Origin of the sequence: Massilia timonae (assembly GCF_001866515.1) — a bacterium.
Lineage (GTDB): Bacteria > Pseudomonadota > Gammaproteobacteria > Burkholderiales > Burkholderiaceae_D > Telluria > Telluria timonae.
Map to the genome: position 1 here is coordinate 3,839,854 of NZ_JRYB01000001.1, position 24,741 is coordinate 3,864,594.

A 24,741-nucleotide genomic window follows, 5' to 3' on the forward strand; every position below is an offset into this window, starting at 1 on the left:
CCGATTCCCTGCCTTTGCATAATTCATGAGAATGGTGCCACGATGAACGCGGCCAGCGCGCCGCCAGCCCGGGAGGAACGCAGCATGACGACTTCGGTTTACCACGACGGCGAACGCGCCGTGCAGCACCGCGCCGGCGAGGCCGCCATCGCCGACCGCAACGGCGTGGTCATCGCCGACTCCATCCTGGGCGGCGCCCGGCCCTTCATCGGCAAGCAGTCGATGGTGGTGCTGGCGAGCGTCGACCCGGAGGGGGCGCCCTGGTCCACGGTCCTGTTCGGGCAGCCCGGCTTCGCCCATGCCGACAGCGCGACGCAGGTCACCGTCGACCTGCCGGCGGCGCTGCGCGATCCTGACGAGCCATTCTGGCGCAACGTCGCCGCCAATCCGGCGATCGGCAGCCTGTTCATCGAGCTCGGCTCGCGCCGCCGCTACCGCATCAATGGCGCCCTGGCGCGCCTGGACGACGGGGGCTTCGACCTGGCGGTGCGCGAGGCCTACCCGAACTGCCCCAAATACATCCAGCGCCGCCAGCTGCGCCGCATCGATGGCGAGTCGGCGCCGGCCCTGCTGGGCGAAGGGCGCGCGCTCGACCAGGCCGCGCGCGCCATCGTGCGCCGCGCCGACACCGTCTTCGTGGCCAGCAACCACCAGGAGCGCGGCGCCGACGCCTCGCACCGCGGCGGCAGCCCCGGCTTCGTCCAGGTGGTGGACGACACGCTGCTGCGCATTCCCGACTACGCCGGCAACAGCCTGTTTAACACCTTCGGCAACCTGACGGTCGACCCGCGCGTGGGCCTGTGCATTCCCGACTTCGACGGCCAGCGTCTGTTGCAGCTGAGCGGCCGCGCATGCATCCTGCATGGCCAGGACGATCCGCACGGCCTGAGCGGCGGCACCGGACGCTTCTGCGAAATCGCGATCGAGCGCTGGCTGCTGCGCCGCGCGCCGCAGCGCCTGGACTGGGAATACCTGGACGCCTCCCCGTTCAATCCGGCGGTAGAGGCGTGAGTCATGGCTGACTTCATGATGTATCTGATCGACGCCATCGTCCGCCACGGCCCCGTGGTCAGGGAATTCCGCCTGGCGCCGGAAGGCGGCGCGCCGCTGCCGCCGTGGCAGCCCGGAGCCCACGTCGAACTCGCATTCACTTCGCGCGCCGGCGCCCGCCACCGCAACGCCTATTCCGTGGTGGGCGAGGAGGGCGGAATGCTGCGCATCGCGGTCCAGCGCGAGGAAGGCGGGCGTGGCGGCTCGCGCGTGCTGCATGACGAATTCGAGCCGGGCATGGCGCTCGAGGTCAGCCTGCCGCTGAACGGATTCACGCTGCACCCGGGGAGCACCCGCACCGTGCTGATCGCGGGCGGCATCGGCATCACGCCGATGCTGCCGATGGCGCGCGCGCTCGAGACGGCCGGCGCCAGCTACCAATTGCACTACCTGGCGCGCGATAGCGCGCGGCTGGTGCTGGCCGCCGATTGGCAGGCCCTCGGCCAGGACCGCGTGCGCACCTATGCCACCGCAAGCGAAGGGCGCCCCGACCTGGGCCGGATGATCGGCCCGTGGCAGCCGGGCTGCGAGCTGCATGCCTGCGGCCCTTCGGTCCTGCTCGAGGCAATCCGCGCCGCCGCGACGGCGCAGGGCTGGCCGCAGCGGCACGTGCGCGTCGAAAGCTTCGGCGCGCGCGCCCACGACGAGGACCGGCCGCTGCGGGTGGTCTTGCGGCAAAGCGGCATGACGCTCGACGTCGCGCCGGGCGAGTCGATCCTCGAGGCGATGATCGAGGCCGACGTGTTCGTTTCCTACGAGTGCAAGCGTGGTGAATGCGGCAACTGCTATGCTGGCGTGGTGTCGGGCGAGCCGCTGCATCGCGACGTGTGCCTGAACGCCCGGCAGCGGGCCATCGGCATGACGCCCTGCGTCTCCTGGGCCAGGGGCCCGCTGCTGGAACTCGATCTGTAAGCTGTCTTCCACCACCACCAATCGAAAGGTCTCACGATGACAACGCCCACCGCAGTGCGTCCGCCGCTGCCGCCATTCACCCGCGAATCCGCGATCGAAAAAGTGCGCCTGGCCGAAGACGGCTGGAACACGCGCGACGCCGCCAAGGTGGCGCTGGCCTACAGCCTGGACACGCGCTGGCGCAACCGCGCCGAATTCGTCAACGGCCGTGACGAGGCGCGCGCCTTCCTCGAGCGCAAATGGAAGAAGGAGCTCGAGTACCGCCTGATCAAGGAGCTGTGGGCCTTCACCGACAACCGCATCGCGGTGCGCTATGCCTACGAGAGCCGCGACGACTCAGGCAACTGGTACCGCTCCTATGGCAACGAGAACTGGGAATTCGGCCCGGACGGCCTGATGGTCAACCGCTACGCCAGCATCAACGACATGCCGATCAAGGAAGAAGAGCGCAAGTTCCGCTGGCCGCTGGGACGCCGCCCCGACGACCATCCGGGGCTGTCCGACCTGGGGCTGTGAGCGCGACGGCGCGCAACGCAAGTCATCATTTCGCAGGGAGTACCGGGTGGACCAGATCCATTTGATGCACGTCTTCGTGGCAGTCGGCGAAGAAGAGGGCTTCGCCGCGGCGGCGCGGCGCCTGGACCTGTCGCCGGCCGCCGTCACGCGCGCCATCGCCGGTCTCGAGGAGCGGCTGGGCGTCAAGCTGCTGCTGCGCACCACGCGCAACGTGCGCCTGACGGAAGCGGGGCGGCGCTACCTGGACGACACGCGCGCCATCCTGGCCAGCATCGATGAAGCCAACGAGGCGGCGGCCGGCGTCAACGCGGCGCCGAAGGGCAACCTGTCGGTGACGGCCCCGGTCCTGTTCGGCAAGACCTTCGTCATGCCCTGCATCGTGCAGTTCCTGAACGAGTATCCCGAAGTCGAGGTGTCGGCGCTGTTCCTCGACCGCATCGTGAACCTGGTCGACGAAGGCGTCGACGTCGCCGTGCGCATCGGCCACCTGCCCGATTCGAGCCTCAGGGCGCTGCGCGTGGGCCAGGTGCGGCGCGTGCTGTGCGCCGCGCCCGACTATCTGGCCAGGCACCCCTTGCCGCAGCATCCGGCCGACCTGCTGCGCCATACGATCATCGCCGCCACCGGCGTCTCGCCGCGGGTCGAGTGGAAGTTCGGCGCGGTCGACGATCCGGCCATGGTGCGCCTGCGGCCGCGCCTGACGGTGACCAGCAACGACGCCGCCATCGAGGCCGCCTGCGCCGGGCTGGGCATCTGCCGGCTGCTGTCCTACCAGATCGCCGACCAGCTGACCGACGGCCGCCTCAAGATCGTCCTGTCCGAGCATGAGGAAGCGCCATGGCCGGTGCACCTGGTGCACCGCGAGAACAAGTTCGGCTCGTCCAAGGTGCGCAACTTCATCGACCTGCTGGCTGACCAGCTGCGCGCGAATCCTCATCTCCACTGAGAAAACCCTGCGTTTCGTTTGACGCAATAATGAATTGTCTTCGGCATGATGTTTCTTGGCGGTCGAGCTTCCTAGAATGGGGTCATTCGCTGCCCGGCGCGGCGAACACCACCCTACCACCCCAAGGAGAACACCATGAAAGCAGCCATCATCATCCTGTCCGATCCCAAGGCCGGCGAAGACGCGCTGGGCCGCATGTTCAACGGCCTGGCCGCGGCCTATGACTTCAAGCAGAAACAGACCGAAGTCGGGATCTATTTCCAGGGCGCCGGCACCCGCTGGCCGGGCGTGCTGGCCGACGACAAGCACCCGATCCACGCCCTGTACAAGGCGGTGCAAGACAAGGTGGTGGGCATTTCCTGCGGCTGCGCCGACGTGTTCGGCGCGCGCGAGGAAGCCGAGAAGGCGGGGTTCGACCTGATCACCGATAACAGCGTGCCGGGCACCTCCGGCCTGCCGAGCATCGCGCAGATCGCGGCCGACGGCCATACCGTGTTCACCTTCTGAACGGGCGACGGGGCGCGCCGTGCACGTCGCCCCCCTGTTGTCTCCGGTTCAGACGATAATGTCAGGGTTATTCAAAAAAAATTCGGAGACAGCATGTTCGACACCGCAAGCCGGCCCGGCGCGTTCGCGGCAGGGACCGGCCCGGCCATTTTGGAAGGGGCATACCGCAAGGCCATCTGGCGCCTGATCCCGTTCATCTTCGTCTGCTACCTGTTCAACTACCTGGACCGGGTCAACGTCGGTTTCGCCAAGCTCGAGATGCTCGACGCCCTGCAGTTCAGCGAGACCATCTATGGCCTGGGCGCCGGCATCTTCTTCATCGGCTACGTGAGCTTCGGCGTGCCGAGCAACCTGATCCTGCACCGGCTGGGCGCGCGGCGCTGGATCGCCGTCATGATGATGGCCTGGGGCTCGCTGTCGGCCTGCATGCTGTTCGTGACCACGCCGCTGGAGTTCTACCTGCTGCGCTTCTTCACCGGCGTGGCCGAAGCCGGCTTCTTCCCGGGCATGGTCCTGTATTTCACCAAGTGGTTCCCGTCGCACAAGCGCGGCCAGGTGATGGCCTTGTTCATGGCGGCGATTCCCGTCTCGGGCCTGGTCGGCGGCCCGCTCTCGGGCTGGATGCTGAGCCACTTCGCCGACGGCCAGGGCGGCATGGCTGCCTGGCAGTGGCTGTTCCTGCTGCAAGGCCTGCCCACCGTGTTCCTGGGCCTGGCGGCGCTGTTCTACCTGAACGACGGCGTGGCCCAGGCCAGCTGGCTCGGCGCCCATGAGAAGGCGGCCTTGCAGGAGGAGCTCGCGCGCGACGAGCGCGAACGACCGCCCGGCGCCAGCGCCGTGCACTCGCTGCGCGCGCTGCTGCTCGACCGCCATGTGTGGATGCTCGGCTTTATCTATTTCAGCATCAAGATGGGGGCGTACGCGATCAATTTCTGGCTGCCGTCGATCATCCGCGAGCTCGGCTTCGAGGACCTCGGCACGGTCGGCTGGCTGAGCGCGATTCCCTACCTGTTCGCCTGCGTGTTCATGGTGCTGGTGGGCCGTTCGGCCGACCGCCGGCGCGAGCGCCGCTGGCACCTGTCGGCGCCGCTCCTGATGGCGCTGGCGGGCCTGGCGATGGCCGCGCACTTCTCGGACAACGCCGTCGTCGCCATGATCGGCCTGTGCCTGGCGACGATGGGCGCGCTCGCCGGCCTGCCGATGTTCTGGCCGCTGCCGGCGGCCTTCCTCAGCAGCGCCGCCGCCGCCGGCGGCCTGGCCCTGATCAATTCGATGGGGCAGGTGGCCGGCTTCGCCAGCCCCTTCCTGGTCGGCTGGATCAAGGACCTCACCGGCAGCACCGACGTCGCGCTGTACATCCTGTCGAGCGTGATGCTGGTCGGGGCCTTGCTGGTGCTGACCGTGCCGGCGCGGCTGGTCGATCGCTGACCGCCACGGGATCAGGCGCTTGCGGGGCTGAGCAGCGCCGACACGTACAGCAGCAGCTTGTCCTCGCTGCGCGCCAGGTCCAGCCCCGTCAGTTCGCCGATGCGGCGCAGGCGGTAGTCGAGCGTGTTGCGGTGGATGCCGAGACTGGCCGCAGTGGCGGCCGAGTTCTCGTCCTGGGCGAACCAGGTGTCGAGCGTGGCGCGCAGCATGGCGCGGCTCTTGTCGCCCGCCAGGCGCGCGATCGGCATGCGCAGCTGGTGCGCCTGCCAGCCGCTGTCGAGTCCTGACAGCAGCACCGGCAGCGCCAGGTCGTAATAGCTGAACACCTGCTGCTGCGGCATGCGCAGGCGCCCCAGCCGGCTGGCGCTGCGCGCGCTCTGGTACGAGACGGCGGCGCCTTCCAGGCCGGGCAGGGCGATGCCCATCGCCAGCGTGAAAGGCAGCTCGCATTCCTCGCGCACCAGCTGGGCCAGCAAGTCCAGGCGCCGCTGCGGCGGCGTCTCGTAGCCCTTGCGCGCCGGGTCCCAGGAATCGAGCAGCACCATCTCGGACGGGCCGACGGTGGCGGTCAGCGCATCCTCGCGCCGCGCCAGCAGGCGCATCTGCAGGCGCTGGATGTCGTGCAGGGCGGCCCCGGCCTCGGCGCCGTCCGGCTGCAGTTCGAGCAGGAACGCCAGTTGCATGCGCTCGAGGTCCAGGCCCAGGCGCCGCGCCCAGCCTTCGAGCTCGGGCCGCTGCGCCGCCTCGAAGCGGATCAGGTTCAGCACGAAGGCTTCGCGGTAGCGCGAATTGTTCTGCAATTCGTTCGCCAGCGCCGCCTGTTCCAGGATCATCTCGGCCGTCAGGCGCACCAGTTCGCCGAACTGGCGGACCTCGTCCGGCGCGCCGGAGAGGCCCACCGCGCCGCACAGCTGGCCGCCCACGGAGAGAGGCAGGTTGATGCCCGGCTGGGCGCCATGCAGCTTGCGCGCGGCCGCCGCGTCGATCTCCACGGTCAGCTTCTTGGCCAGCGCCAGCAGGGCGCCCGCATGCAGTTCGCCGATCCGCTCGGGGTTGCCGCTGGCGAGGATCACGCCGTTGGCGTCCATCACATTCACGTTGAACGGGATGATCCGCATGGTGCGGGTGACGATTTCCTGGGCAAGCCGGGTGTCGAGGATATGCATGGGGTAGGGCCTGGAAGGTGGAGCGAACCTTGTGATTATGCACAAAACTTCCTGCGCCGAGGAGGCCGTATCCGGCCTATGATGGTAAATATTGTGAGGTTGCACGAAAAATGCCGGCTATTTCCCGCTCTGGTTTGTGCGTGTCGCCGACGCTGGATATCCCTTGTTTGGCCGATAATCTTGCAGATCACCCTATTAGAAATTCGGAGACAGCATGAGCACCACCGCAAGCACATCCGGCGTCCAGGGCGGCGCCGCCGGCGCGGCCCTGTTGGACGGCGCCTACCGCAAGGCCACCTGGCGCCTGATTCCCTTCATCTTCGTCTGCTACCTGTTCAACTACCTGGACCGCGTCAACGTCGGCTTCGCCAAGCTCGAGATGCTCGACGCGCTCCAGCTCAGCGAAACCGTGTACGGCCTGGGCGCCGGCATCTTCTTCATCGGCTACGTGACGTTCGGCGTGCCGAGCAACCTGATCCTGCACCGGCTGGGCGCGCGGCGCTGGATCGCCATCATGATGATGGCCTGGGGCTCGCTGTCGGCCTGCATGCTGTTCGTGACCACGCCGACGGAATTCTATGTGCTGCGCTTCTTCACCGGCGTGGCCGAAGCCGGCTTCTTCCCCGGCATGGTGCTGTACTTCACCAAGTGGTTCCCGTCGCACAAGCGTGGCCAGGTGATGGCGCTGTTCATGTCGGCGATCCCCGTCTCGGGCCTGATCGGCGGCCCGCTGTCGGGCTGGATGCTGAGCCACTTCGCGCACGGCCAGGGCGGCATGGACGGCTGGCAGTGGCTGTTCCTGCTGCAAGGCCTGCCGACCGTGTTCCTGGGCGTGGCCGTGTTCTTCTACCTGAACGACGGCATCAGGCAGGCCGGCTGGCTGAGTGACGCCGAAAAGGCCGCGATGCAGGACGCGCTCGACCAGGACGAGCAGCAGCGCGCGAAGGGCGTGCACGCGGTGCATTCCTTCGGCGCCGTGCTGCGCGACTGGCATGTGTGGATGCTGGGCTTCATCTACTTCAGCATCCAGATGGGCGTCTACGCGATCAACTTCTGGCTGCCTTCGATCATCAAGTCGCTGGGCTTCGAGAACGCGACCACGGTCGGCTGGCTGAGCGCCATCCCCTACTTGTTCGCCGGCGTGTTCATGGTGCTGGTGGGCCGCTCGGCCGACCGCCGGCGCGAGCGCCGCTGGCACCTGTCGGCGCCATTGCTGATGGCGCTGGTGGGCCTGCTCATGGCCGCCAACTTCTCGGACAACGCGGTGATCGTGCTGGTCGGCCTCTCGCTGGCCACGATGGGCGCGCTGACCGGCCTGCCGATGTTCTGGCCCCTGCCGGCGGCCTTCCTCGGCAGCGCGGCGGCGGCCGGCGGCCTGGCCCTGATCAATTCGATGGGGCAGGTGGCCGGCTTCGTCAGCCCCTTCCTGGTCGGCTGGATCAAGGACGCCACCGGCAGCACCGACGTCGCGCTGTACATCCTGTCCACCGTCCTGTTCATCGGCGCCATGCTGGTGCTGGTCGTGCCTGCCCGTCTGGTCAATCGCTAAAGGAGAGGTCCATGAAAATCGTCATCGCTCCAGATTCGTTCAAGGAAAGCCTGTCGGCCCTCGAAGCCGCCAGCGCCATCGAAGCCGGCTTCCGGGAGATCTTTCCCGACGCCGCCTACGTGAAGGTGCCGGTGGCCGACGGCGGCGAAGGCACGGTCGAGGCCATGGTCGCCGCCACCGGCGGCCGCCAGGTCGTGTTGCAGGCCACCGGCCCGCTGGGCCGGCCGGTCGAGGCTTTCTATGGCTTGAGCGGCGACGAGTCGACCGCCGTGATCGAGATGGCGGCCGCGAGCGGCCTCGAACTGGTGGCGCCCGCCGAGCGCGATCCGCTGGTGGCGACCAGCCGCGGCACCGGTGAACTGATCCGCGCCGCGCTCGATCGCGGCGCGCGCCGCTTCATCCTCGGCGTGGGCGGCAGCGCCACCAACGATGGCGGCGCCGGCATGCTGCAGGCGCTCGGCGTCGAACTGCTCGACGCGCAGGGCGCCCAGCTGGCGCCGGGCGGCGCCGCGCTGGCGCTCCTTTCGCGCATCGACGTGTCAAGGCTCGACCCGCGCATCGAAGAATGCGTGTTCGAGGTGGCCTGCGACGTCAGCAATCCGCTGGTGGGCCCCAGGGGCGCGTCGGCGATCTTCGGACCGCAGAAGGGCGCCACGCCCGAGATGGTGGAGCGGCTCGACGCCAGCCTGCGCCACTACGCGGACGTGATCGCGCGCGACCTGGGCCAGGACGTGGCCGATATTCCCGGCGCCGGCGCCGGCGGCGGCATCGCCGCGGCGATGCTGGTGTTCCTGAAGGGGCGCCTGCGTCCCGGCAGCGAGATCGTGGCCGACGCGGTGGGCCTGGACGCCTTCGTGCGCGACGCCGACCTGGTGGTCACGGGCGAGGGGCGCATCGACAGCCAGACCGTCAACGGCAAGACCCCGATCGGCGTCGCGCGCGTGGCCGGGCGCCACGCCAAGCCGGTGATCGCCATCGGCGGCTGCCTGGCGAACGACGCCAGCGCGGTGCACGCGCACGGCATCGCCGCCACCTTCAGCACCGTCATGAAGGCGGGGACGGTGGCCGAGGTGCTGGCCGGCGCGCAGTTCAACCTGCAGTGCACGGCGCGCAATATCGCGGCCGCGCTCAAGCTCGGCATGGATTTGCGGCGCTAGGCCGTCAGCGGCGTATCGACCTTCTTGAGGGTGCGCAGCACGAAGCTCGACTTGCTGTGGCGGATGCCGGGGATCTTGTACAGGCGTTCGCGCAGCAGGCGCTCGTAGTCGCGCGTGTCCTTCACCGCGATGCGCAGGAAATAATCGTAGTCGCCCGAGATCAGCGAGGCTTCCAGCACCTCGGGAATCGATTCGAGCGCGCGCCCGAATTCGTACAGCGTTTCTTCGCTGTGGCTGTCGAGCGTGACCTGCACGATCAGCTGGTCGTGGTAGCCGAGGCTCGGCAGGTCGACCTTGACCGTGTAGCCCTGCAGGGCTCCGCTATCCGTCATCCGCTTGATGCGGTTCCAGCACGAGGTGGTCGACAGGCCGACCGCGGCGCTGATCTCCTGCAGCGGCGTGCGCGAGTCGCGCAGCAGGATGCCCAGGATGGTCAAATCGGTCGCATCGAAAGATTTTCTCTCTTGATTCATTTTTTATGAAAATTATTCAGGTAGAGCGCCAATTCTAGCTGAAAGTATGAAGCACTTTCATGTCTTTCCTCGATAGACTTCAAGGCATGAAACCACATCCCGAATTCCTCCCGCCAGCCGCCGGCAAGGTCGCCCTGACCGGCGCCGGCCTCTTGCTCGACACCCTGGTCGCCTGCGGCGTCGACACCGTGTTCGGCTATCCCGGCGGCGCCGTGCTGCCCTTGTACGATGCGCTGGCCCAGGACGGGCGGCTGCGCCACGTGCTGGTGCGCCACGAGCAGGCCGCCGTCCATGCGGCGCAAGGCTATGCGCGCTCGACCGGCCGGCTGGGCGTCGTGTTCGTGACCTCCGGGCCGGGCATCGCCAACACCACCTCCGGCCTGCTCGATGCGCTGAGCGATTCGATCCCGATCCTGTGCATCAGTGGCCAGGTCGCGACCGCCGCCATCGGCACCGACGCGTTTCAGGAGTGCGACGCGCTGGGCATCTCGCGCACGGTCACCAAATGGAACACGCAGGTGCGCGCCACGCGCGACATCGTCGCCACGATCCGGCGCGCGGTGGTTGAAGCGAGCGAGGGCCGGCCCGGCCCGGTGCTGGTGGACGTGCCCAAGGATATCCAGGCGCGCGCCGTGGACGCGGCCGACTTCGGGCGCCAGGTGAAGCCGTCTCCGATGCTGCGCGCCGCGGACGACGACCGGGATGGCCTGGACGCCGCGGCGCTGCTCATCCGCCAGGCGCGGCGCCCGGTGTTCTACGGCGGCGGCGGCTTGATCAATGCGGGGCTGGACGCCTGCGCCGCCTTCACGCGCCTGGTGCGCTGGAAGGACGCGCCATGCACGCTCACCCTGATGGGGCTGGGCGCCTTTCCGGCCTCGGACCGGCGCTGGCTGGGCATGCTCGGCATGCACGGCACGCTGGAAGCGAACCTGGCGATGCATGGCGCCGACCTGGTCGTGTGCGTCGGCGCGCGCTTCGACGACCGCGTGACCGGACGGCTGGCCGACTTCTGTCCAGGCGCGCAGATCGTCCACATCGACATCGATCCGCGCTCGATCGGCAAGGTGGTGGCGGCCGATGTCGGCCTGCGCGGCGATTGCGGCGCGGTGCTGCGCGGCCTGCTGGACCGCCTTGTCGGCCTGCGCGCCGATCCCGCCTTGCTCAGGGATTGGTGGCGCACCATCGACGCCTGGCGCGCCGAGCGCTGCCTCGACTTCGCCGCGCAGGATGCCGCGATCGTCCCGCAGCAGCTGATGTCCACCCTGGCCGGGCGCCTGGCTGGCAGGAATGCGATCGTCTCGACCGACGTCGGCCAGCACCAGATGTGGGCCGCGCAATACCTGGGCTTCGAGGCGCCGCGCCGCTGGCTGACCTCGGGCGGCGCCGGCACCATGGGCTATGGCTTGCCGGCGGCGATCGGGGCCCAGGTCGCGCATCCGGACGCGCTGGTCGTGTGCGTCAGCGGCGATGCCTCGGTGCTGATGAATATCCAGGAGCTGTCGACCGCGGTGCAGCACCGCTGTCCGGTCAAGCTGGTCCTGTCGAACAACGGCTGCATGGGCATGGTGCGCCAGTGGCAGGAGCTGCATCATGGCGGGCGCTATAGCCACAGCTACACCGAAGCCTTGCCCGACTTCGTGGCGCTGGCGAGCGCCTTCGGCTGGGAGGCGAGGAGGGTGGAGCAGGCGGGCGAACTGGAAGCGGCGATGGATGCCTGCCTGGACTCCAGCCGGCCCTTCCTGCTCGATGTGCGGGTGGCGCAGGCCGAGAACTGCTTCCCGATGACGCCTCCCGGGCGAGGACACCACGAGATCATGCTGGGCAAGGATCGCTGGTATCGACATGCTCAGTAGTTGCCTGTATTGAAAATGATTCTCATTCGCGCTAGGATGCCGGTTTCCATCATGAATCCTGCATGCCATGCCTCTCGCGCCCCGTCGTCCGCTCCTGATCGTCCTTGCCCTGTCTCAGGCTTTCCCAGTGTTGGCGGCGCCGCAGGAGCTTGATGAACAGGACATGCAGGCGGTGCGCGTCACGGCGACGCGGGCGCAGGGCTTCATGCCGAACACCGTGGAGGCGGGGAGCTTTCGCGGCTCGGACGTCATGGACGTGCCCTCGACCGTCAACGTGATCACGCGCGAGGTGCTCGAGCTGCAGGCCGCCGCCGGCCTGTACGACGCGCTGCGCAACACGGCCGGCGTCACCCGCCAGCAGAATGGCGGCGACACCTGGGACCAGCTGGTCATCCGCGGCATCGCGGTCGAGAACCGCACCAACTACCGCCTCAACGGCTCGCTGCCGTTGATGAACTTCGGCCAGGTCTCGATGGAGAATAAAGAACGGGTCGAGGTGCTCAAGGGCGCCACCGCCCTGTACTACGGCTTCACTTCGCCGGCCGGCGTCGTCAACTTCGTCACCAAGCGGGCCGGCAGCGTGCCGGTCAATACGGTCGGGCTGGCGCTGGACGACAACGGCTCGGCCGTCGCCAGCGCCGACGTGGCGCGCCGCTTCGGGCAGCGCCAGGAATTCGGCGTGCGCGTCAATGCCGCCGGCGGCACGCTCGGCTCGCACCTCGACGGCGTCGGCAACGGCAACCGCGGCTTCGCTTCCGCCGCCCTCGACTGGCGCGTGAACGAGCGCCTGCGCCTGCGCGCCGACCTCGAGTACGACAAGCGCCGCGTGACCGAGCAGGTTGGCGTCAACCTGCCGCCGACCGTCGGCGGCGTCATCCGGTTGCCGCGCGCCGTCGACCCGCGCCGCCTGGTCGGCCCCGAGTGGGCGCGCTTCGAGACGCATGCGCGCAATGTCCAGCTGCGCGCCGACGTCGCGCTGAACCAGGACTGGGCCCTGACCCTGGAGGCCGGCCACGCCGAGACCAGACGCGAGCGCAACCTGCCGATCTTCCGCTTCGATAATGCGGCCAGCGTCGCCACCGGCGCCGGCCGCATCACCGGCAATTCGCAGTTCGCGGACGTCGATTCCGACATGCTGCGCGCCGAGCTGGCCGGGCGCTTCGCGACCGGCGCGCTGACCCACGACCTGACGCTCGGCGCGAGCGGCACCGACAAGGGCCAGGCGCCGGTCTACCAGTCCAACTACACGATCCCGTTTCAAAACCTGTACGACCCGGTCCCGATCCGCAATGCCAGCTTCGGCGCCGTGCCGACGCAGCCGACCACCGCCGCGCTGGAAAGCCGCGACAAGGGCCTGTACCTGGTCGACCGTATCCAGCTGGGCCAGTGGCAGCTGATCGGCGGCGTGCGCCGGGTCGACTACTGGAGCCGCCAGGGCGCCAACCGCTACGACGTGAGCGAAACCACCCCGCTGGCGGCCGTGATCTGGCGCGCCCGCGCCGACTTCTCGCTGTATGCCTCGATGGCCGAAGGGCTGGAGGAAGGCGAGGCGGCGCCGGCCGGCAGCGCCAACGAGGGCACCCGTCTGGCGCCGGGCGTGAGCAAGCAGAAGGAGGTCGGCGCGCGCTGGCGCACCGGCGGCGGCTTCCTGACCCAGCTGGCGCTGTTCGACATCGACCGTCCCGGCTACTACACCAATGCCGCCAACGTGTTCACCGCCGACGGCGAGCAACGCTATCGCGGCGTCGAGCTGTCGGCGCAAGGGCGCGTCACGCGCCGCCTGTCCTGGCAGGGTTCGGCCCAGGTGCTCGATCCCGAGTTCCGCGACATCGGCGCGGCGTACGATGGCAAGCTGCCCGAGAACGCGGCGCGCCGCACCGCCAGCAGCTTCCTGGCCTACGACCTGGATGCGGTGCCCGGCCTGTCGCTGACCCTGGGCGCGTATTACACGGGCAGGCGCCCGGTGAATGACCTGAACCAGGCCTGGCTGGGCGGCACGACCCTGTTCAGCGTGGGCGGGCGCTATGCCACGCAGGCCTTCGGCAAGCGCACCACCTGGCAGCTCAATATCGACAATGCGGCCGACAAGCGGTACTGGGCGGGGGCCGGGACGCGCCTGTCGGCCGGCCTGCCGCGCCTGGTCAAGCTGTCGGTGAAGGTGGACCTGTGAAGGCGGCGCCGGATTCGCCACGGCGCTGGCGCCTGCCGACCGTGCGCGAGGTCTGGTTCCAGCTGCACTGGTTCGTCGGTATCACGGCCGGCACCTTGCTGGCCGTGATCGGCCTCACCGGCGCCATCCTCGCGTTCGAGGACGAGATCGTGGAAAGCATCAATCCCGGCGTGTTCGCCGTGCCGGTGCAGGAGCGGGCGCGCCTGGAACCGGAACAGATCCTGCGCGCCGCGCGCCAGGCCCATCCCGGCGAACGGGTCGCCACCCTCTCGTTCGCGGCGCAGCCCGGCAGCACCGTCGGCGTACGCTTCGCCCCGCCGCCCGGAGAGCGGCGCGGCCTGGAAATCCGCATCCACCCCTATGACGGCAGCGTGCTGCCTGCCGTGCGTGGCGCGGCCTTCTTCGAGTTCGTCGATGCGCTGCACCGCTGGCTCTTGTTGCCGCGCGCGCCGGGCCGCATCGTGCTCGGCATCCTGGCCCTGTGCCTGGTCGGCCTGGCCCTGAGCGGCCTGTATCTGCGCTGGCCGCGCAAGAAGGACTGGCGCAGCTGGCTGACCTTCAACACGTCGCTGCGCGGCCGATCCTTCCTGTGGGCGCTGCACGCGATCGCCGGCACCTGGGCCCTGGTCGCCTACCTGGTGGTGGCAGGCACCGGACTTTACTGGAGTTTCGACATCGTACGCGGCGCCTTGCAGGACTGGGCCGGCGCACCAATGGCGCAGCCGCGCGAAGGCAGATCCGCCGCCGCGCCGCGTGGCGCGGGAGGCCTGGCGCCGGCCTGGAATACCTTCGTGTCGACCGCGCCCGGCTGGTCGAGCGCGACCATCCGCTTGCCGGAGCGCGCGAGCGGCGTCTACCAGCTGACCTGGCTCGCGCAGGATGCGCCGCACGACCGCGCGCGCAACCGCATGACCGTCGGCGGCGACGGCGCGGTGCTCCAGGACGAGCGCCATGCCGACAAGAGCGTCGGGCAGCGCGCCCTGACCACCATCCGTCCGCTGCACACGGGGACCTATTTCGGATTGCCGGGGCGGATCGTCATGATGCTGGCCAGCCTGGCCTTGCCGGGCTTCGCGATCACCGGCTGGATGCTCTACCTTGGCCGGCGGCGCCAGAAGCGTGCGCTGGCGCGCGAGCGTAGCCTGGCGGCGCGGGCCGACATGAACGCCGACGTGGTCGCGACTGGTGCGCCGGTCCTGGTGGCCTTCGCGACCCAGGGCGGCCAGGCCGAACGGATCGCGCTGCACAGCGCCGGGGCGCTGCGCGCAGGCGGTCGCGCGGTCGACCTGCGTCCCGTGTCGGCGCTGGCGCCGGGCGACCTGGCCGGCTACGGGCAGGCGCTGTTCGTGGCCAGCACTTTCGGCGAAGGCGAGGCGCCCGATTCCGCGCGGCGCTTCAGCCGCGAGCTGGAAGCGTGGCATTCGATGTTCGACAGTTGCCGCTTCGCGGTGCTGGCGCTGGGCGACCGCAACTACGCGCGTTTCTGCGGCTACGGCCACGCGCTCGAGCGCCGCCTGCAGGCGCTGGGCGGCAAGCCGCTGTTCCCGCTGATCGAAGTGGACCAGGGCGACGCAACGGCGCTGGGACGCTGGATGCATGCGCTGGGCGGGCTTGGCGCCGCGGCGGGAGAGCTGCCGCCCGGCGCCGCGGCCGCACCGTTTTCCGACTGGGTGCTGCATTCGCGGCGCCTGCTCAACCCCGGCAGCCTGGGCGCGCCGATGTACGAGATCGCCTTGCGCCCAAGCCTGGAGGCCGGCTGGCAGCCGGGCGACCTGCTCGAGGTCGCCGTCCCCGAGGCGCCTGCGGCGCCGCGCCGCTATTCGATCGCCAGCGTGCAGGCGGACGGCGCGCTGGAACTGCTGGTGCGCCAGCAGCGCCACGCGCATGGCCTCGGCCTGGCCTCCGGCTGGCTGACCGAGCGCCTGGCCATCGGTGGATCGGTGCGTGCGCGCCTGGTCGCCAATCCGGGCTTTCACGCGCCGGACGACGACCGTCCGTGCATCTATATCGGCAACGGCTCGGGCATGGCCGGCTTGCGCGGCCACCTGCGCAGCCGCGCCGGCATGGGACGGGGCCGCAACTGGCTGCTGTTCGGCGAGCGCCAGCGCGCCTTCGACAGCCTGTGCGAGGCCGAGCTCGCGGTCCTGCGGTCGGCGGGCATGTTGCCCGAACTCGACCTGGCGTTCTCGCGCGACCCGCAGCCCGAATACGTCCAGGACCGCCTGCATGCGCGCGCCGACCTGCTGCGCCGCTGGATCGACGACGGCGCCACGATCCACGTCTGCGGCAGCCTGCAGGGCATGGCCGGGGCGGTGCACGAGGCGCTGGCCGCGATCCTGGGGCAGGCCCGGCTCGAGCGTCTGATGGAGACCGGCCGCTACCGGCGCGACGTCTACTGAGCCGCGTGCATATCGGCCGTACGGCGCCTGCAGGGCGGCGCCGCTCTCGTTATACTGCGCGCATGAACATTTCCCCATCCGACGCCGGCGGCGATTTCCAGGCCCTCGTGGCGGCGCGCCGCAACTTCACGCTGCGGCGCCTGCACGCGCCCGGACCCGATGCCCAGGCGCTTGCCCGCATCGTCGAAGCGGCCGCGCATGCGCCCGACCACGGCCTGCTGCGGCCGTGGCGCTTCGTGCTCATCCCGCAGGAGCGGCGCGCCGACCTGGGCGAGGTGTTTGCCGAGGCCCTGGCCGAGCGCGATCCCGGCTGCGGCGAAGACGCGCTGGCCACCGCGCGCGACAAGGCGCAGCGCGCGCCCTGCCTGCTGGTGGCGGTGCTGCGCGACGACCCCGCGGCCAAGGCGATTCCGGTGGCCGAGAAGCTGGTCTCGCTCGGCTGTGCACTGCAGAACCTGCTGCTCGCGGCCGGCGTCGCCGGCTTCGCGACCGGCCTGGCCAGCGGCGCCGCGATGGACGTCCCGGGCATGCGCCGCCTGCTGCGCCTGGAGGCGCACGAGCGCGCCATCTGCTTCATCGGTCTCGGCACGGCGGCGATGGAAAAACCGCCGCGTCCGAAGCCGGACGCGGCGGATTACCTGAGCAGCATCTAGATTCCCGGCGCGCCGGAAAGTCCGCGCGGCCTCCGGAACATCTCGATCTCGACCATGGTGCGCTTGGTCAGGTGCTCGACCTGGCTCAGCGAGAGCATGCGCGGCAGCACCGCGCGCTCGATGGCGGCGCGCCACGCATCCCAGCCGGCCGCCTGGGGATAGGTGTTCAGGGCCAGGAAGACCTTGCGGCCGCGCCGGTGGGCGTAGTCGATGCCCTGCGGATGGCGGCATCAAGGAAGTTCAGGCCGGCGAAGTTGCGGGCATTGGTGGCGTCGCGAAAGCCGAGGTAGACGCGGTCGGCGCCGTTGTCGACGGCGGCCTTGAGGGCGGGCAGGCTGCGGCGCTGGTCGAGGATGGCGCTCGACGGCGAGTGAGGGCCGTGAGGTCGGCATGTCGACGTACGGTTCCCAGCTCAAATCGACTATTTCAACGGTTAGCTCGGCCGTTTTTGATCCACATCAAGTTTTTGTTTCGTCAACGAATTGTAGGATGCGGCATGCGCAATCGCCGCTGTCGAGCGAATGCGCTTTCCGGTGCGCCGCTTGTTCCCGGCGCCCCCGTTTCGTTCGTTTCCACGGGCTTCGCCCTGAATTTATCGTGAGCCGACACCGCATCGCACCCCGCCAGTTCCTGGCAACCCTGCCCCTGTTCGCCGACCTCTCGCCCGAGCAGCTCGACCTGCTCGCGCAAGCGACCACCGAGCTGCACGTGCCGCGCGGCCGCGTGGTCGTCGAGCGCGGCGAATCCTGCAGCGGCCTGCACGCCGTGATCTACGGCGACGTCAAGCTCTCCATCGTCTCGCGCGAAGGCGACGAGAAGGTGGTCGAACTGATCGGCCCCGGCCAGAGCTTCGGCGAGGCGCCGCTGTTCATGGAGCGTCCCTACATGACCCAGGCCGAGACGCTGGCCGACAGCATGCTGCTGCACATCGCGAAGCACGCGATCTACGCCCAGATCGAACGCAATCCCGGCTTCGCCCGGCGCCTGCTGGCGTCCATGAGCCGGCGCCTGCACGGCCTGATCTCGGACGTCGAGTCCTATACGCTGCGCAGCGGCAGCCAGCGCATCGTCAGCTACCTGCTCAAGGACGATCCGCCGCAGGGCGCGCAGGTGACGCTGGCGGCGCGCAAGAAGATGATCGCGTCGCGCCTGTCGCTGTCGCCCGAATACTTTTCGCGCGTGCTGCACGACATGGCCCACCGCGGCATGGTCGGCATCGCCGGGCGCAGCATCACCATCCTCGACATCGAGCGCCTGCGCGCCTACGAAGGCTGACGCCGCGCCGTCATCAACCATCCACGGAGGCGTTTCATGTACATGCACCTGACCGAATTCACCGACAACGCCCTGCGCCTGCTGGTCTACCTTGGCAACCACCGCGAGCGGGTCGCGACCATCAACGAGATCGCCGAGCGCTACGGCATTTCGCGCCACCACCTGGCCAAGGTGTCCTGCGTGCTGTCCGCGTCGGGGCTGATCGAGACCTCGCGCGGCCGCCTGGGCGGGATGCGCCTGGCCGGCGCGCCGCGCGACATCCGCCTGGGCGAAGTCGTGCGCTGCACCGAGCGCGGCCTGGCGCGCGGCGCGCGCGGCGGCGCGGATGGCGAGCGGCCGCCATGCGGCCAGCCGGACGACCGCCTGCAGCAGTCGCTGGCGGTGGCCACCGCCGCCTATCTGGCCGAACTCAATCGCGTGACCCTGGCCGACCTGATTCCCGGCAGCGGCGAGGCCCACGGCGACGTGCCGGGCTGGCTGGCCACCCACGCCTGGCGCTGGCGGCACTCGGCGCTGGAAGAGGGGGCGTGAGCGGCATCGTGGCGACATGGTCCGCGTCGACGACCCGGCGCCGGCGCACAGGCGTAAGGACAAAACAGCACGACCGTGCGTAACTGCGCCCGCACGCGATGGTGTCGCTTCGGCTAGAATGTTTGCCCATGAATGGAAGGCCGCCTTCCACGCCGCGACACCCAAGTTATAGGAAGACCATGAGTACCGATAGTAATCTGAACGAAGCCCAGAACACCCAATTGCGCATCGACGCGCTGGAATACCACCGCAGCCCGACCCGCGGCAAGATCGAAGTGGTGGCCACCAAGCCGCTGTCGAACCAGCGCGACCTGTCGCTGGCCTACTCGCCGGGCGTGGCCTACGCCTGCGAGGAAATCGCCGCCGACCCGGCGACCGCCTTCGACTACACCTCGCGCGGCAACCTGGTGGCCGTGATCTCGAACGGCACCGCGGTGCTGGGCCTCGGCAATATCGGCCCGCTGGCGTCGAAGCCGGTCATGGAAGGCAAGGGCTGCCTGTTCAAGAAGTTCGCCGGCGTCGACGTGTTCGACCTGGAGCTGGACGAGCTGGATCCGGACAAGCTGGTCGACGCCATCGCCATGCTCGAGCCAACCGTGGGCGGCATCAACCTCGAAGACATCAAGGCGCCGGAATGCTTCTACATCGAGAAGAAGCTGCGCGAGCGCATGAACATCCCGGTCTTCCACGACGACCAGCACGGCACCGCCATCATCTCGACCGCCGCGCTGCTCAACGCGCTGAAGGTGGTCGGCAAGGACATCGGCCAGATCAAGCTGGTCTGCTCGGGCGCCGGCGCGGCGGCCATCGCCTGCCTCGACATGATGGTGCTGCTGGGCGTGAAGCAGTCGAACATCTACGTCACCGATTCGAAGGGCGTGATCTGGCAGGGCCGCGAAGCGAACATGGAAGCCAACAAGGCGCGCTATGCGCAGGCGACCGATGCCCGCACCTTGGGCGACATCGTCAAGGATGCCGACGTGTTCCTGGGCTGCTCGACCGCCGGCGTGCTCACCGCCGACATGGTCAAGACCATGGCCGACAAGCCGGTGATCCTGGCCCTGGCCAACCCGGAACCCGAGATCCGTCCGGAAGTGGCGAAGGCCGCGCGCCCGGACGTCATCATCGCCACCGGCCGTTCGGACTATCCGAACCAGGTCAACAACGTGCTGTGCTTCCCTTACATCTTCCGTGGCGCGCTGGACTGCGGCGCGACCCGCATCACCGACGAGATGAAGCTGGCCTGCGTGACCGCGATCGCCGAACTGGCCGAAGCCGAGGCGAGCGACGTGGTGGCGCTGGCCTACGAAGGCCAGGACCTGACCTTCGGCCCTGAATACATCATCCCGAAGCCGTTCGATCCGCGCCTGCTGGCGGCGATCGCGCCGCGCGTGGCCGAGGCGGCCGCCGCATCGGGCGTGGCGACCCGTCCGATCGAGGACATGGACGCCTACCGCGACCAGCTGGGCCAGATGATCTACCACACCGGTTTCTTCATGAAGCCGGTGTTCAACAAGGCGCGCGCCAACCTGCGCAAGGTGGCCTACGCCGAAGCGGGCGAGCCGCGCGTGCTGCGCGCGGTGCAGACGGTGGTGGACGAGGGCATCGCCCAGCCGGTGCTGATCGGCGACGAGGGCGCGATCGCGCGCGCCGTCAAGCAGGCCGGCCTGCGCCTGCAGGCGGGCGTGGACTACACGGTCATCGCGGCGGAAAGCGACACCACGCTGCAGGGCACGCGCCTGCTCAAGTCGGGCCAGGTCGACGCCCTGATCTGCGGCATGACCGGCAGCTACGACAGCCACCTGGAACACGTCCGGAACGAGATCGGCGTGGCGCCGGGCGCCGAAGTGCTGGCCGCGATGAACGCGCTGGTGCTCGACAAGCTGACCCTGTTCATCACCGACACCTACGTCAACGAGACCCCGAGCGCCCAGGAACTGGCGGCGATCACCCGCCTGGCGGCCGACGCCATGCAGCACTTCGGCCTGGAGCCGAAGGCGGCGCTGCTGTCGCACTCGTCGCAGGGTTCGTCCGAGCGTCCATCGGCGCGCCGCATGCGTGAAGCCCGCGCCCTGCTGGCCGAACAGGCCCCAGAGCTGGCGGTGATCGGCGAGATCCACGGCGACGCCGCGCTGTCGCAGGAAATCCGCGACATCTACAACATCGACGCCGGCTACGCGGGCAGCGCCAACCTGCTGGTGATGCCGTCGCTGGACGCGGCCAACATCCTGTTCAATGTGCTCAAGGTCGCCAGCGGCAAGGGCGTGACGGTGGGGCCGATCCTGCTGGGCGCGGCCAAGTCGGTGCACATCCTGAGCCCGAGCGCCACCGTGCGCCGCATCGTCAACATGACGGCGCTGGCTGCCGCGCAAGTCGTCTAATGCGCTAACCCTCCCCATCCGGCGGCCCCTTGCGAGGGGCCGTCGCGTTTTTGGCTTTCTCCATGATTTCCGTGATCGACCTCGCATTGAACTTCGGCCTGGGCGCCTCGCTCGGCATCGCCGGCGGCATGCTGGGCATCGGCGGCGGCCTGATCGCCATTCCGGTGCTGGGCCTGTTGTACGGCATGAACCAGCACCTGGCCCAGGGCACGGCGCTGGTGATGATCGCGCCGAACGTGGCGATCGGCTTCTGGCGCTATCACCAGAAGCATCCGGTCGACCTGCGCTCGGTCGGCGTGGCCGGCCTGTGCTCGATCGGGACCGCCTGGCTGGCGGCGCGCTTCGCGGTGGCGATCGACGCCGACGTGCTGCACTACGCCTTCGCGTTGTTCCTGCTGGCGCTGGCGCTGTACTTCGGCTGGCCGTCGCGGCGCAAGACCGGCGCGCCACCCCCGCCCGTGAAGGAAGTGCCGCGCCGGTTGATGCCGGCGATCGGCATCGCCAGCGGCGCGGTGTCGGGCTTCTTCACGATCGGCGGCGGCATGGTGGTGGTGCCGGCGCTGGTGAGCCTGTTCAAGATGCCGCAGACGCGCGCCCAGGGCATGGCGCTGGCGCTGGTGGTGCCGGGCGCCTTCGTGGCGCTGGCCACGTATGGCCACAGCGGCGCGGTCGACTGGCAGGTCGGCCTGCCGCTGGCGCTGGGCGGCGTGCTGACCGTGTCGTGGGGCGTGCACCTGGCGCACACCTTGCCGCCACGCCTGTTGCGGGTGGCGTTCAGCACGGTGTTGCTGGCGGCCGCCGTCACCATGCTGGTGACCGGCGGCGCTTGATGCTCAGCGCTTGCGGCGGCTGGCCGCCAGGCCGGCGAGGCCGAGGCCGAGCAGCGCCAGGCTGGCCGGTTCCGGCACCTCGTTCGGGCCGATGTACTGCGGGACGATGCGGCTTACGTGCTCCTGGTAGCCGCCGTTATAGTCGAGCCACTGCTCGTAAGCCGGTTCCAGGGTTCCCCGCGACACGGTGCCACGGTGGGTTCCCGAGAAGCTTTCGAATCCAGAGCCCTCGGGTCTGGCCAGATAGATCGAGCTGGCGTAGTCGGCAGTGTAGTACAGGATGCCGGACGGATCGTAGGCGAACGTGATGCCGAACCAGGTGGTCTGGTCACCGCCGAAGTCGCTGTAGATGCTGAAATTGGTCGGGCCGTCTTGCAGGAAATGCGTGCTGACCGCGGTGATCCGGGTGCTGCCCTCGGACCACTGCGGCGACAGCGACATCTGGAAGGGCCTGCCCACACCCTGGATCGGCACCCCGAACCGGAAGTCGGCGATGGACCCATCGGTATCGTGCTGCACGAAATAGCCGGTCAGCGGACCGTTGAAATTGTATTGCACGTAGCCCGCCCATGCCGGCAGTGCGCCCAGCAGGCCTGCAGCGACCACCATCATTTTTCTGATCATGTTGTCTCTCCCTGGTTGAGTGGAAACCGGGCAGGGAGCAAGTAGCATGCCAAAAAATTAATCTGATTACGATCAAGGACTTGGCGACTTCCCGATGAGATTTGCCGCTTGCCTGTAAAGCAGTCCGACAGGGCGATTCAGTCGGCGATGCCGCCGCCGGCGCCGAACCGGTCGAGCAGGAAGTCGATGAAGGCGCGCGCCCGCGCCGACTGGTGGCGGCGATTGCGGTAATACAGATACAGGTCGGCCCCCGGCTGCACGTAGCCGGGCATGACGATCTTCAGGCGCCCGCTGTCCACGTACTTCTTCAGGTCCCATTCCGAGCGCACCAGAATGCCGTGTCCGTCCAGCGCCCAGCCGAGGGCGATGTCGCCGTCGTTGCTCGACAGCGTGCCCCCGACCTTCACCGAGACGCTGCGTCCCTCGTGCACCAGGCGCCAGACGCCGTAGGCGTCGTCGTTCTGTCGGTGCACGATGCAGCGGTGCGCCGCCAGTTCTTCCAGCGTGCGTGGCTCGCCGTGCTGCTCCAGATAGCGCGGCGAGGCGCACAGGAAGCGTCGGTTCGACATGACGCGGCGCGCCACCAGGCCCTGGTCGGGCAGTTCGCCGAAGCGGATCGCGAGGTCGATGCCGCCCGCGGCCAGGTCGACCGGGCGGTCGGTGACGTCGAGCTGCACCTCGACCTGCGGGTAGCGCTGGGCGAAGCTCGACACCAGCGGCGCGATGGCGGTGCGTCCAAAGCCGAGCGGGGCGTTCACCCTCAAGAGGCCGCGCGGCACCGAGCGCGTGCCGGACACCGCTTCTTCCATCTCGCGCAGGTCGGCCAGGATCCGGGTCGCATAGTGCAGATAGGTTTCGCCTTCGGGCGTCAGGCTGCTGGTGCGGGTGGTGCGGTTCACCAGGCGCACGCCCAGGTGTTCTTCGAGCTGGGCCAGGCGCTTGGTGGCGGCCGGCGGGGTCAGGTCCAGTTCGCGGGCGGCCGCCGACAGGTTGCCGTGGCGCGCCAGCAGGACGAAGAATTCGAGGTGGGAAGCGAGGTCGTTTTTCACCGCAGGTTAAGAATCTAGTGAATCCGCCTCAATCATAACCGCCTTTGGAGCGAATAATCTGGTGGCTCGTACAACCGCAAGCGAAGGAACACCAGATGAGAATCGTCGAGATCCGCGAAAAAACCGTCCCGATCAGCTCCCCGATCCGCAACGCGTACATCGACTTCAGCAAGATGACGCTGAGCGTGGTCGCCGTCGTCACGGACGTCATGCGCGACGGGAAGCCGGTGATCGGCTACGGCTTCAATTCCAACGGCCGCTACGGCCAGGGCACGCTGATGCGCGAGCGCTTCATCCCGCGCATCCTCGAGGCCGATCCGGCGTCGCTGCTCGATGCCGACGGCGACAACCTGGATCCGCACAAGGTGTGGCAGGCGATGTTCACCAACGAGAAACCGGGCGGGCATGGCGAGCGCTCGGTGGCCATCGGCACCATCGACATGGCGGTGTGGGACGCGACCGCCAAGATCGCCGGCAAGCCACTGTTCCAGCTGCTGGCCGAGCGGTATGGCAACGGCGAGCCGGATCGTAAAGTGTTCGTCTACGCGGCCGGCGGCTATTATTACCCGGGCCAGGACCACGGCAAGCTGAAGGACGAGATGCGCAGCTACCTGGATCGCGGCTACACGGTGGTCAAGAAAAAGATCGGCGGCGCCTCGCTCGACGAAGACCTGCGCCGCATCGATTCGATCCTGAGCGTGCTGGGGGATGGCCAGAAGCTGGCGGTGGACGCCAACGGCCGCTTCGACCTGGACACCGCGATCCGCTACGCCAAGGCGCTGTCGCAGTACGACCTGTTCTGGTACGAGGAAGCCGGCGACCCGCTCGACTACGAGCTGCAGGCCACCTTGCGCAACTACTACGACAAGCCGATGGCCACCGGCGAGAACCTGTTCTCGATGCAGGACGCGCGCAACCTGATCCGCCACGGCGGCATGCGTCCGGACCGCGACTGGCTGCAGTTCGATTGCGCGCTGAGCTACGGGCTGGTGGAGTATTTGCGCACGCTCGACATGCTGCGCCAGCATGGCTGGTCGAGCAGCCGCTGCATTCCGCACGGCGGCCACCAGATGTCCCTGAACATCGCGGCCGGGCTGGGGCTGGGCGGCAACGAGTCCTATCCCGACCTGTTCCAGCCGTATGGCGGCTTCCCGGATGGGGTGAAGGTCGAGAATGGCTACATCACGATGCCGGACCTGCCGGGGATCGGGTTCGAAGGGAAGGCCGACCTGATTGCGGAGATGCGGCGTTTGACCGATTGAGCGGACCTCG

General features: G+C 68.7%; 21 protein-coding genes and 1 pseudogene. 17 read left to right on the plus strand and 5 right to left on the minus strand.

What is annotated here, in order from left to right; genetic code table 11:
- The first annotated feature begins 84 nt into the window (after window positions 1–84).
- The 6 genes from LO55_RS16465 to LO55_RS16490 all read left to right on the plus strand — a co-directional run bounded on the left by LO55_RS16465 (window position 85) and on the right by LO55_RS16490 (window position 5,359).
- Window positions 85–1,011, plus strand: a complete 927-nt coding sequence (locus LO55_RS16465; RefSeq protein WP_071363816.1) for a pyridoxamine 5'-phosphate oxidase family protein — start codon at window positions 85–87, stop codon at window positions 1,009–1,011.
- 3 nt (window positions 1,012–1,014) lie between these two features.
- Window positions 1,015–1,962, plus strand: coding sequence for a PDR/VanB family oxidoreductase (locus LO55_RS16470; RefSeq protein WP_083415372.1), 948 nt, complete (start codon window positions 1,015–1,017; stop codon window positions 1,960–1,962).
- A 36-nt stretch (window positions 1,963–1,998) separates the two neighbouring features.
- The gene (locus LO55_RS16475; RefSeq protein ID WP_005667122.1) at window positions 1,999–2,478 is read left to right on the plus strand and encodes a nuclear transport factor 2 family protein; all 480 of its coding nucleotides are present in this window, start codon (window positions 1,999–2,001) and stop codon (window positions 2,476–2,478) included.
- Window positions 2,479–2,524: 46 nt separating this feature from the next.
- Window positions 2,525–3,424 (plus strand): LysR family transcriptional regulator, encoded by a 900-nt coding sequence (locus LO55_RS16480; protein WP_071362288.1) that lies wholly within the window; start codon window positions 2,525–2,527, stop codon window positions 3,422–3,424.
- A 135-nt stretch (window positions 3,425–3,559) separates the two neighbouring features.
- On the plus strand, window positions 3,560–3,931 hold the full coding sequence (locus LO55_RS16485; RefSeq protein ID WP_071362289.1) for a DsrE family protein: 372 nt from the start codon (window positions 3,560–3,562) through the stop codon (window positions 3,929–3,931).
- A 93-nt stretch (window positions 3,932–4,024) separates the two neighbouring features.
- Entirely contained in the window at window positions 4,025–5,359 is a 1,335-nt protein-coding gene (locus tag LO55_RS16490; protein ID WP_229410158.1) for an MFS transporter, read from the plus strand.
- Window positions 5,360–5,370: 11 nt separating this feature from the next.
- Here LO55_RS16490 and LO55_RS16495 read toward each other — a convergent pair whose 3' ends face one another.
- Entirely contained in the window at window positions 5,371–6,525 is a 1,155-nt protein-coding gene (locus LO55_RS16495) for a sugar diacid recognition domain-containing protein (RefSeq protein ID WP_071362290.1), read from the minus strand.
- A 214-nt stretch (window positions 6,526–6,739) separates the two neighbouring features.
- On the opposite strand from LO55_RS16495, the gene LO55_RS16500 reads away from it, so the two are divergent.
- Entirely contained in the window at window positions 6,740–8,074 is a 1,335-nt protein-coding gene (locus tag LO55_RS16500) for an MFS transporter (RefSeq protein WP_218145984.1), read from the plus strand.
- An 11-nt stretch (window positions 8,075–8,085) separates the two neighbouring features.
- The gene (locus LO55_RS16505) at window positions 8,086–9,231 is read left to right on the plus strand and encodes a glycerate kinase (protein ID WP_071362291.1); all 1,146 of its coding nucleotides are present in this window, start codon (window positions 8,086–8,088) and stop codon (window positions 9,229–9,231) included.
- Here the strand turns inward: LO55_RS16505 and LO55_RS16510 are convergent.
- Window positions 9,228–9,704: an Lrp/AsnC family transcriptional regulator gene (locus LO55_RS16510; RefSeq protein WP_071362292.1), complete on the minus strand. Its 477-nt coding sequence runs from the start codon at window positions 9,702–9,704 to the stop codon at window positions 9,228–9,230. The two genes, LO55_RS16505 and LO55_RS16510, sit on opposite strands and share 4 nt — an antisense overlap.
- An 86-nt stretch (window positions 9,705–9,790) precedes the next feature.
- Between LO55_RS16510 and ilvB the strand changes: the two genes are divergently transcribed.
- The 4 genes from ilvB (at window position 9,791) to LO55_RS16530 (ending at window position 16,779) form a co-directional block, all read left to right on the plus strand.
- Window positions 9,791–11,557, plus strand: a complete 1,767-nt coding sequence (gene ilvB / locus LO55_RS16515) for a biosynthetic-type acetolactate synthase large subunit (protein WP_071362293.1) — start codon at window positions 9,791–9,793, stop codon at window positions 11,555–11,557.
- A gap of 67 nt (window positions 11,558–11,624) precedes the next feature.
- On the plus strand, window positions 11,625–13,727 hold the full coding sequence (locus LO55_RS16520) for a TonB-dependent siderophore receptor (protein ID WP_071362294.1): 2,103 nt from the start codon (window positions 11,625–11,627) through the stop codon (window positions 13,725–13,727).
- The gene (locus LO55_RS16525; protein ID WP_083415373.1) at window positions 13,724–16,126 is read left to right on the plus strand and encodes a PepSY domain-containing protein; all 2,403 of its coding nucleotides are present in this window, start codon (window positions 13,724–13,726) and stop codon (window positions 16,124–16,126) included. Before LO55_RS16520 ends, LO55_RS16525 begins: the two co-directional genes overlap by 4 nt.
- Before the next feature lie 62 nt (window positions 16,127–16,188).
- Window positions 16,189–16,779, plus strand: coding sequence for a nitroreductase family protein (locus LO55_RS16530; RefSeq protein WP_071362295.1), 591 nt, complete (start codon window positions 16,189–16,191; stop codon window positions 16,777–16,779).
- A 35-nt stretch (window positions 16,780–16,814) separates the two neighbouring features.
- Here the strand turns inward: LO55_RS16530 and LO55_RS25940 are convergent.
- A pseudogene (locus LO55_RS25940) lies at window positions 16,815–17,134 on the minus strand (peptidase U32 family protein); the annotation flags it as partial.
- Window positions 17,135–17,373: 239 nt separating this feature from the next.
- On the opposite strand from LO55_RS25940, the gene LO55_RS16535 reads away from it, so the two are divergent.
- The 4 genes from LO55_RS16535 to LO55_RS16550 all read left to right on the plus strand — a co-directional run bounded on the left by LO55_RS16535 (window position 17,374) and on the right by LO55_RS16550 (window position 21,796).
- Window positions 17,374–18,054, plus strand: coding sequence for a Crp/Fnr family transcriptional regulator (locus LO55_RS16535; RefSeq protein WP_177185603.1), 681 nt, complete (start codon window positions 17,374–17,376; stop codon window positions 18,052–18,054).
- 36 nt (window positions 18,055–18,090) lie between these two features.
- On the plus strand, window positions 18,091–18,585 hold the full coding sequence (locus tag LO55_RS16540) for an RrF2 family transcriptional regulator (protein WP_229410159.1): 495 nt from the start codon (window positions 18,091–18,093) through the stop codon (window positions 18,583–18,585).
- Window positions 18,586–18,764: 179 nt separating this feature from the next.
- Entirely contained in the window at window positions 18,765–20,966 is a 2,202-nt protein-coding gene (locus LO55_RS16545; protein ID WP_071362297.1) for an NADP-dependent malic enzyme, read from the plus strand.
- A 62-nt stretch (window positions 20,967–21,028) separates the two neighbouring features.
- Entirely contained in the window at window positions 21,029–21,796 is a 768-nt protein-coding gene (locus tag LO55_RS16550; RefSeq protein ID WP_071362298.1) for a sulfite exporter TauE/SafE family protein, read from the plus strand.
- Window positions 21,797–21,799: 3 nt separating this feature from the next.
- Here the strand turns inward: LO55_RS16550 and LO55_RS27035 are convergent, their stop codons facing one another.
- Together LO55_RS27035 and LO55_RS16560 are read right to left on the minus strand one after the other, a co-directional pair.
- Window positions 21,800–22,420, minus strand: coding sequence for a PEP-CTERM sorting domain-containing protein (locus LO55_RS27035; RefSeq protein WP_229410160.1), 621 nt, complete (start codon window positions 22,418–22,420; stop codon window positions 21,800–21,802).
- 137 nt (window positions 22,421–22,557) lie between these two features.
- A complete protein-coding gene (locus LO55_RS16560; protein WP_071362300.1) occupies window positions 22,558–23,469 on the minus strand; it encodes a LysR family transcriptional regulator in 912 nt (303 codons plus the stop codon).
- Window positions 23,470–23,564: 95 nt separating this feature from the next.
- On the opposite strand from LO55_RS16560, the gene LO55_RS16565 reads away from it, so the two are divergent.
- Window positions 23,565–24,731: a mandelate racemase/muconate lactonizing enzyme family protein gene (locus LO55_RS16565; protein WP_071362301.1), complete on the plus strand. Its 1,167-nt coding sequence runs from the start codon at window positions 23,565–23,567 to the stop codon at window positions 24,729–24,731.
- Window positions 24,732–24,741: the final 10 nt, after the last annotated feature.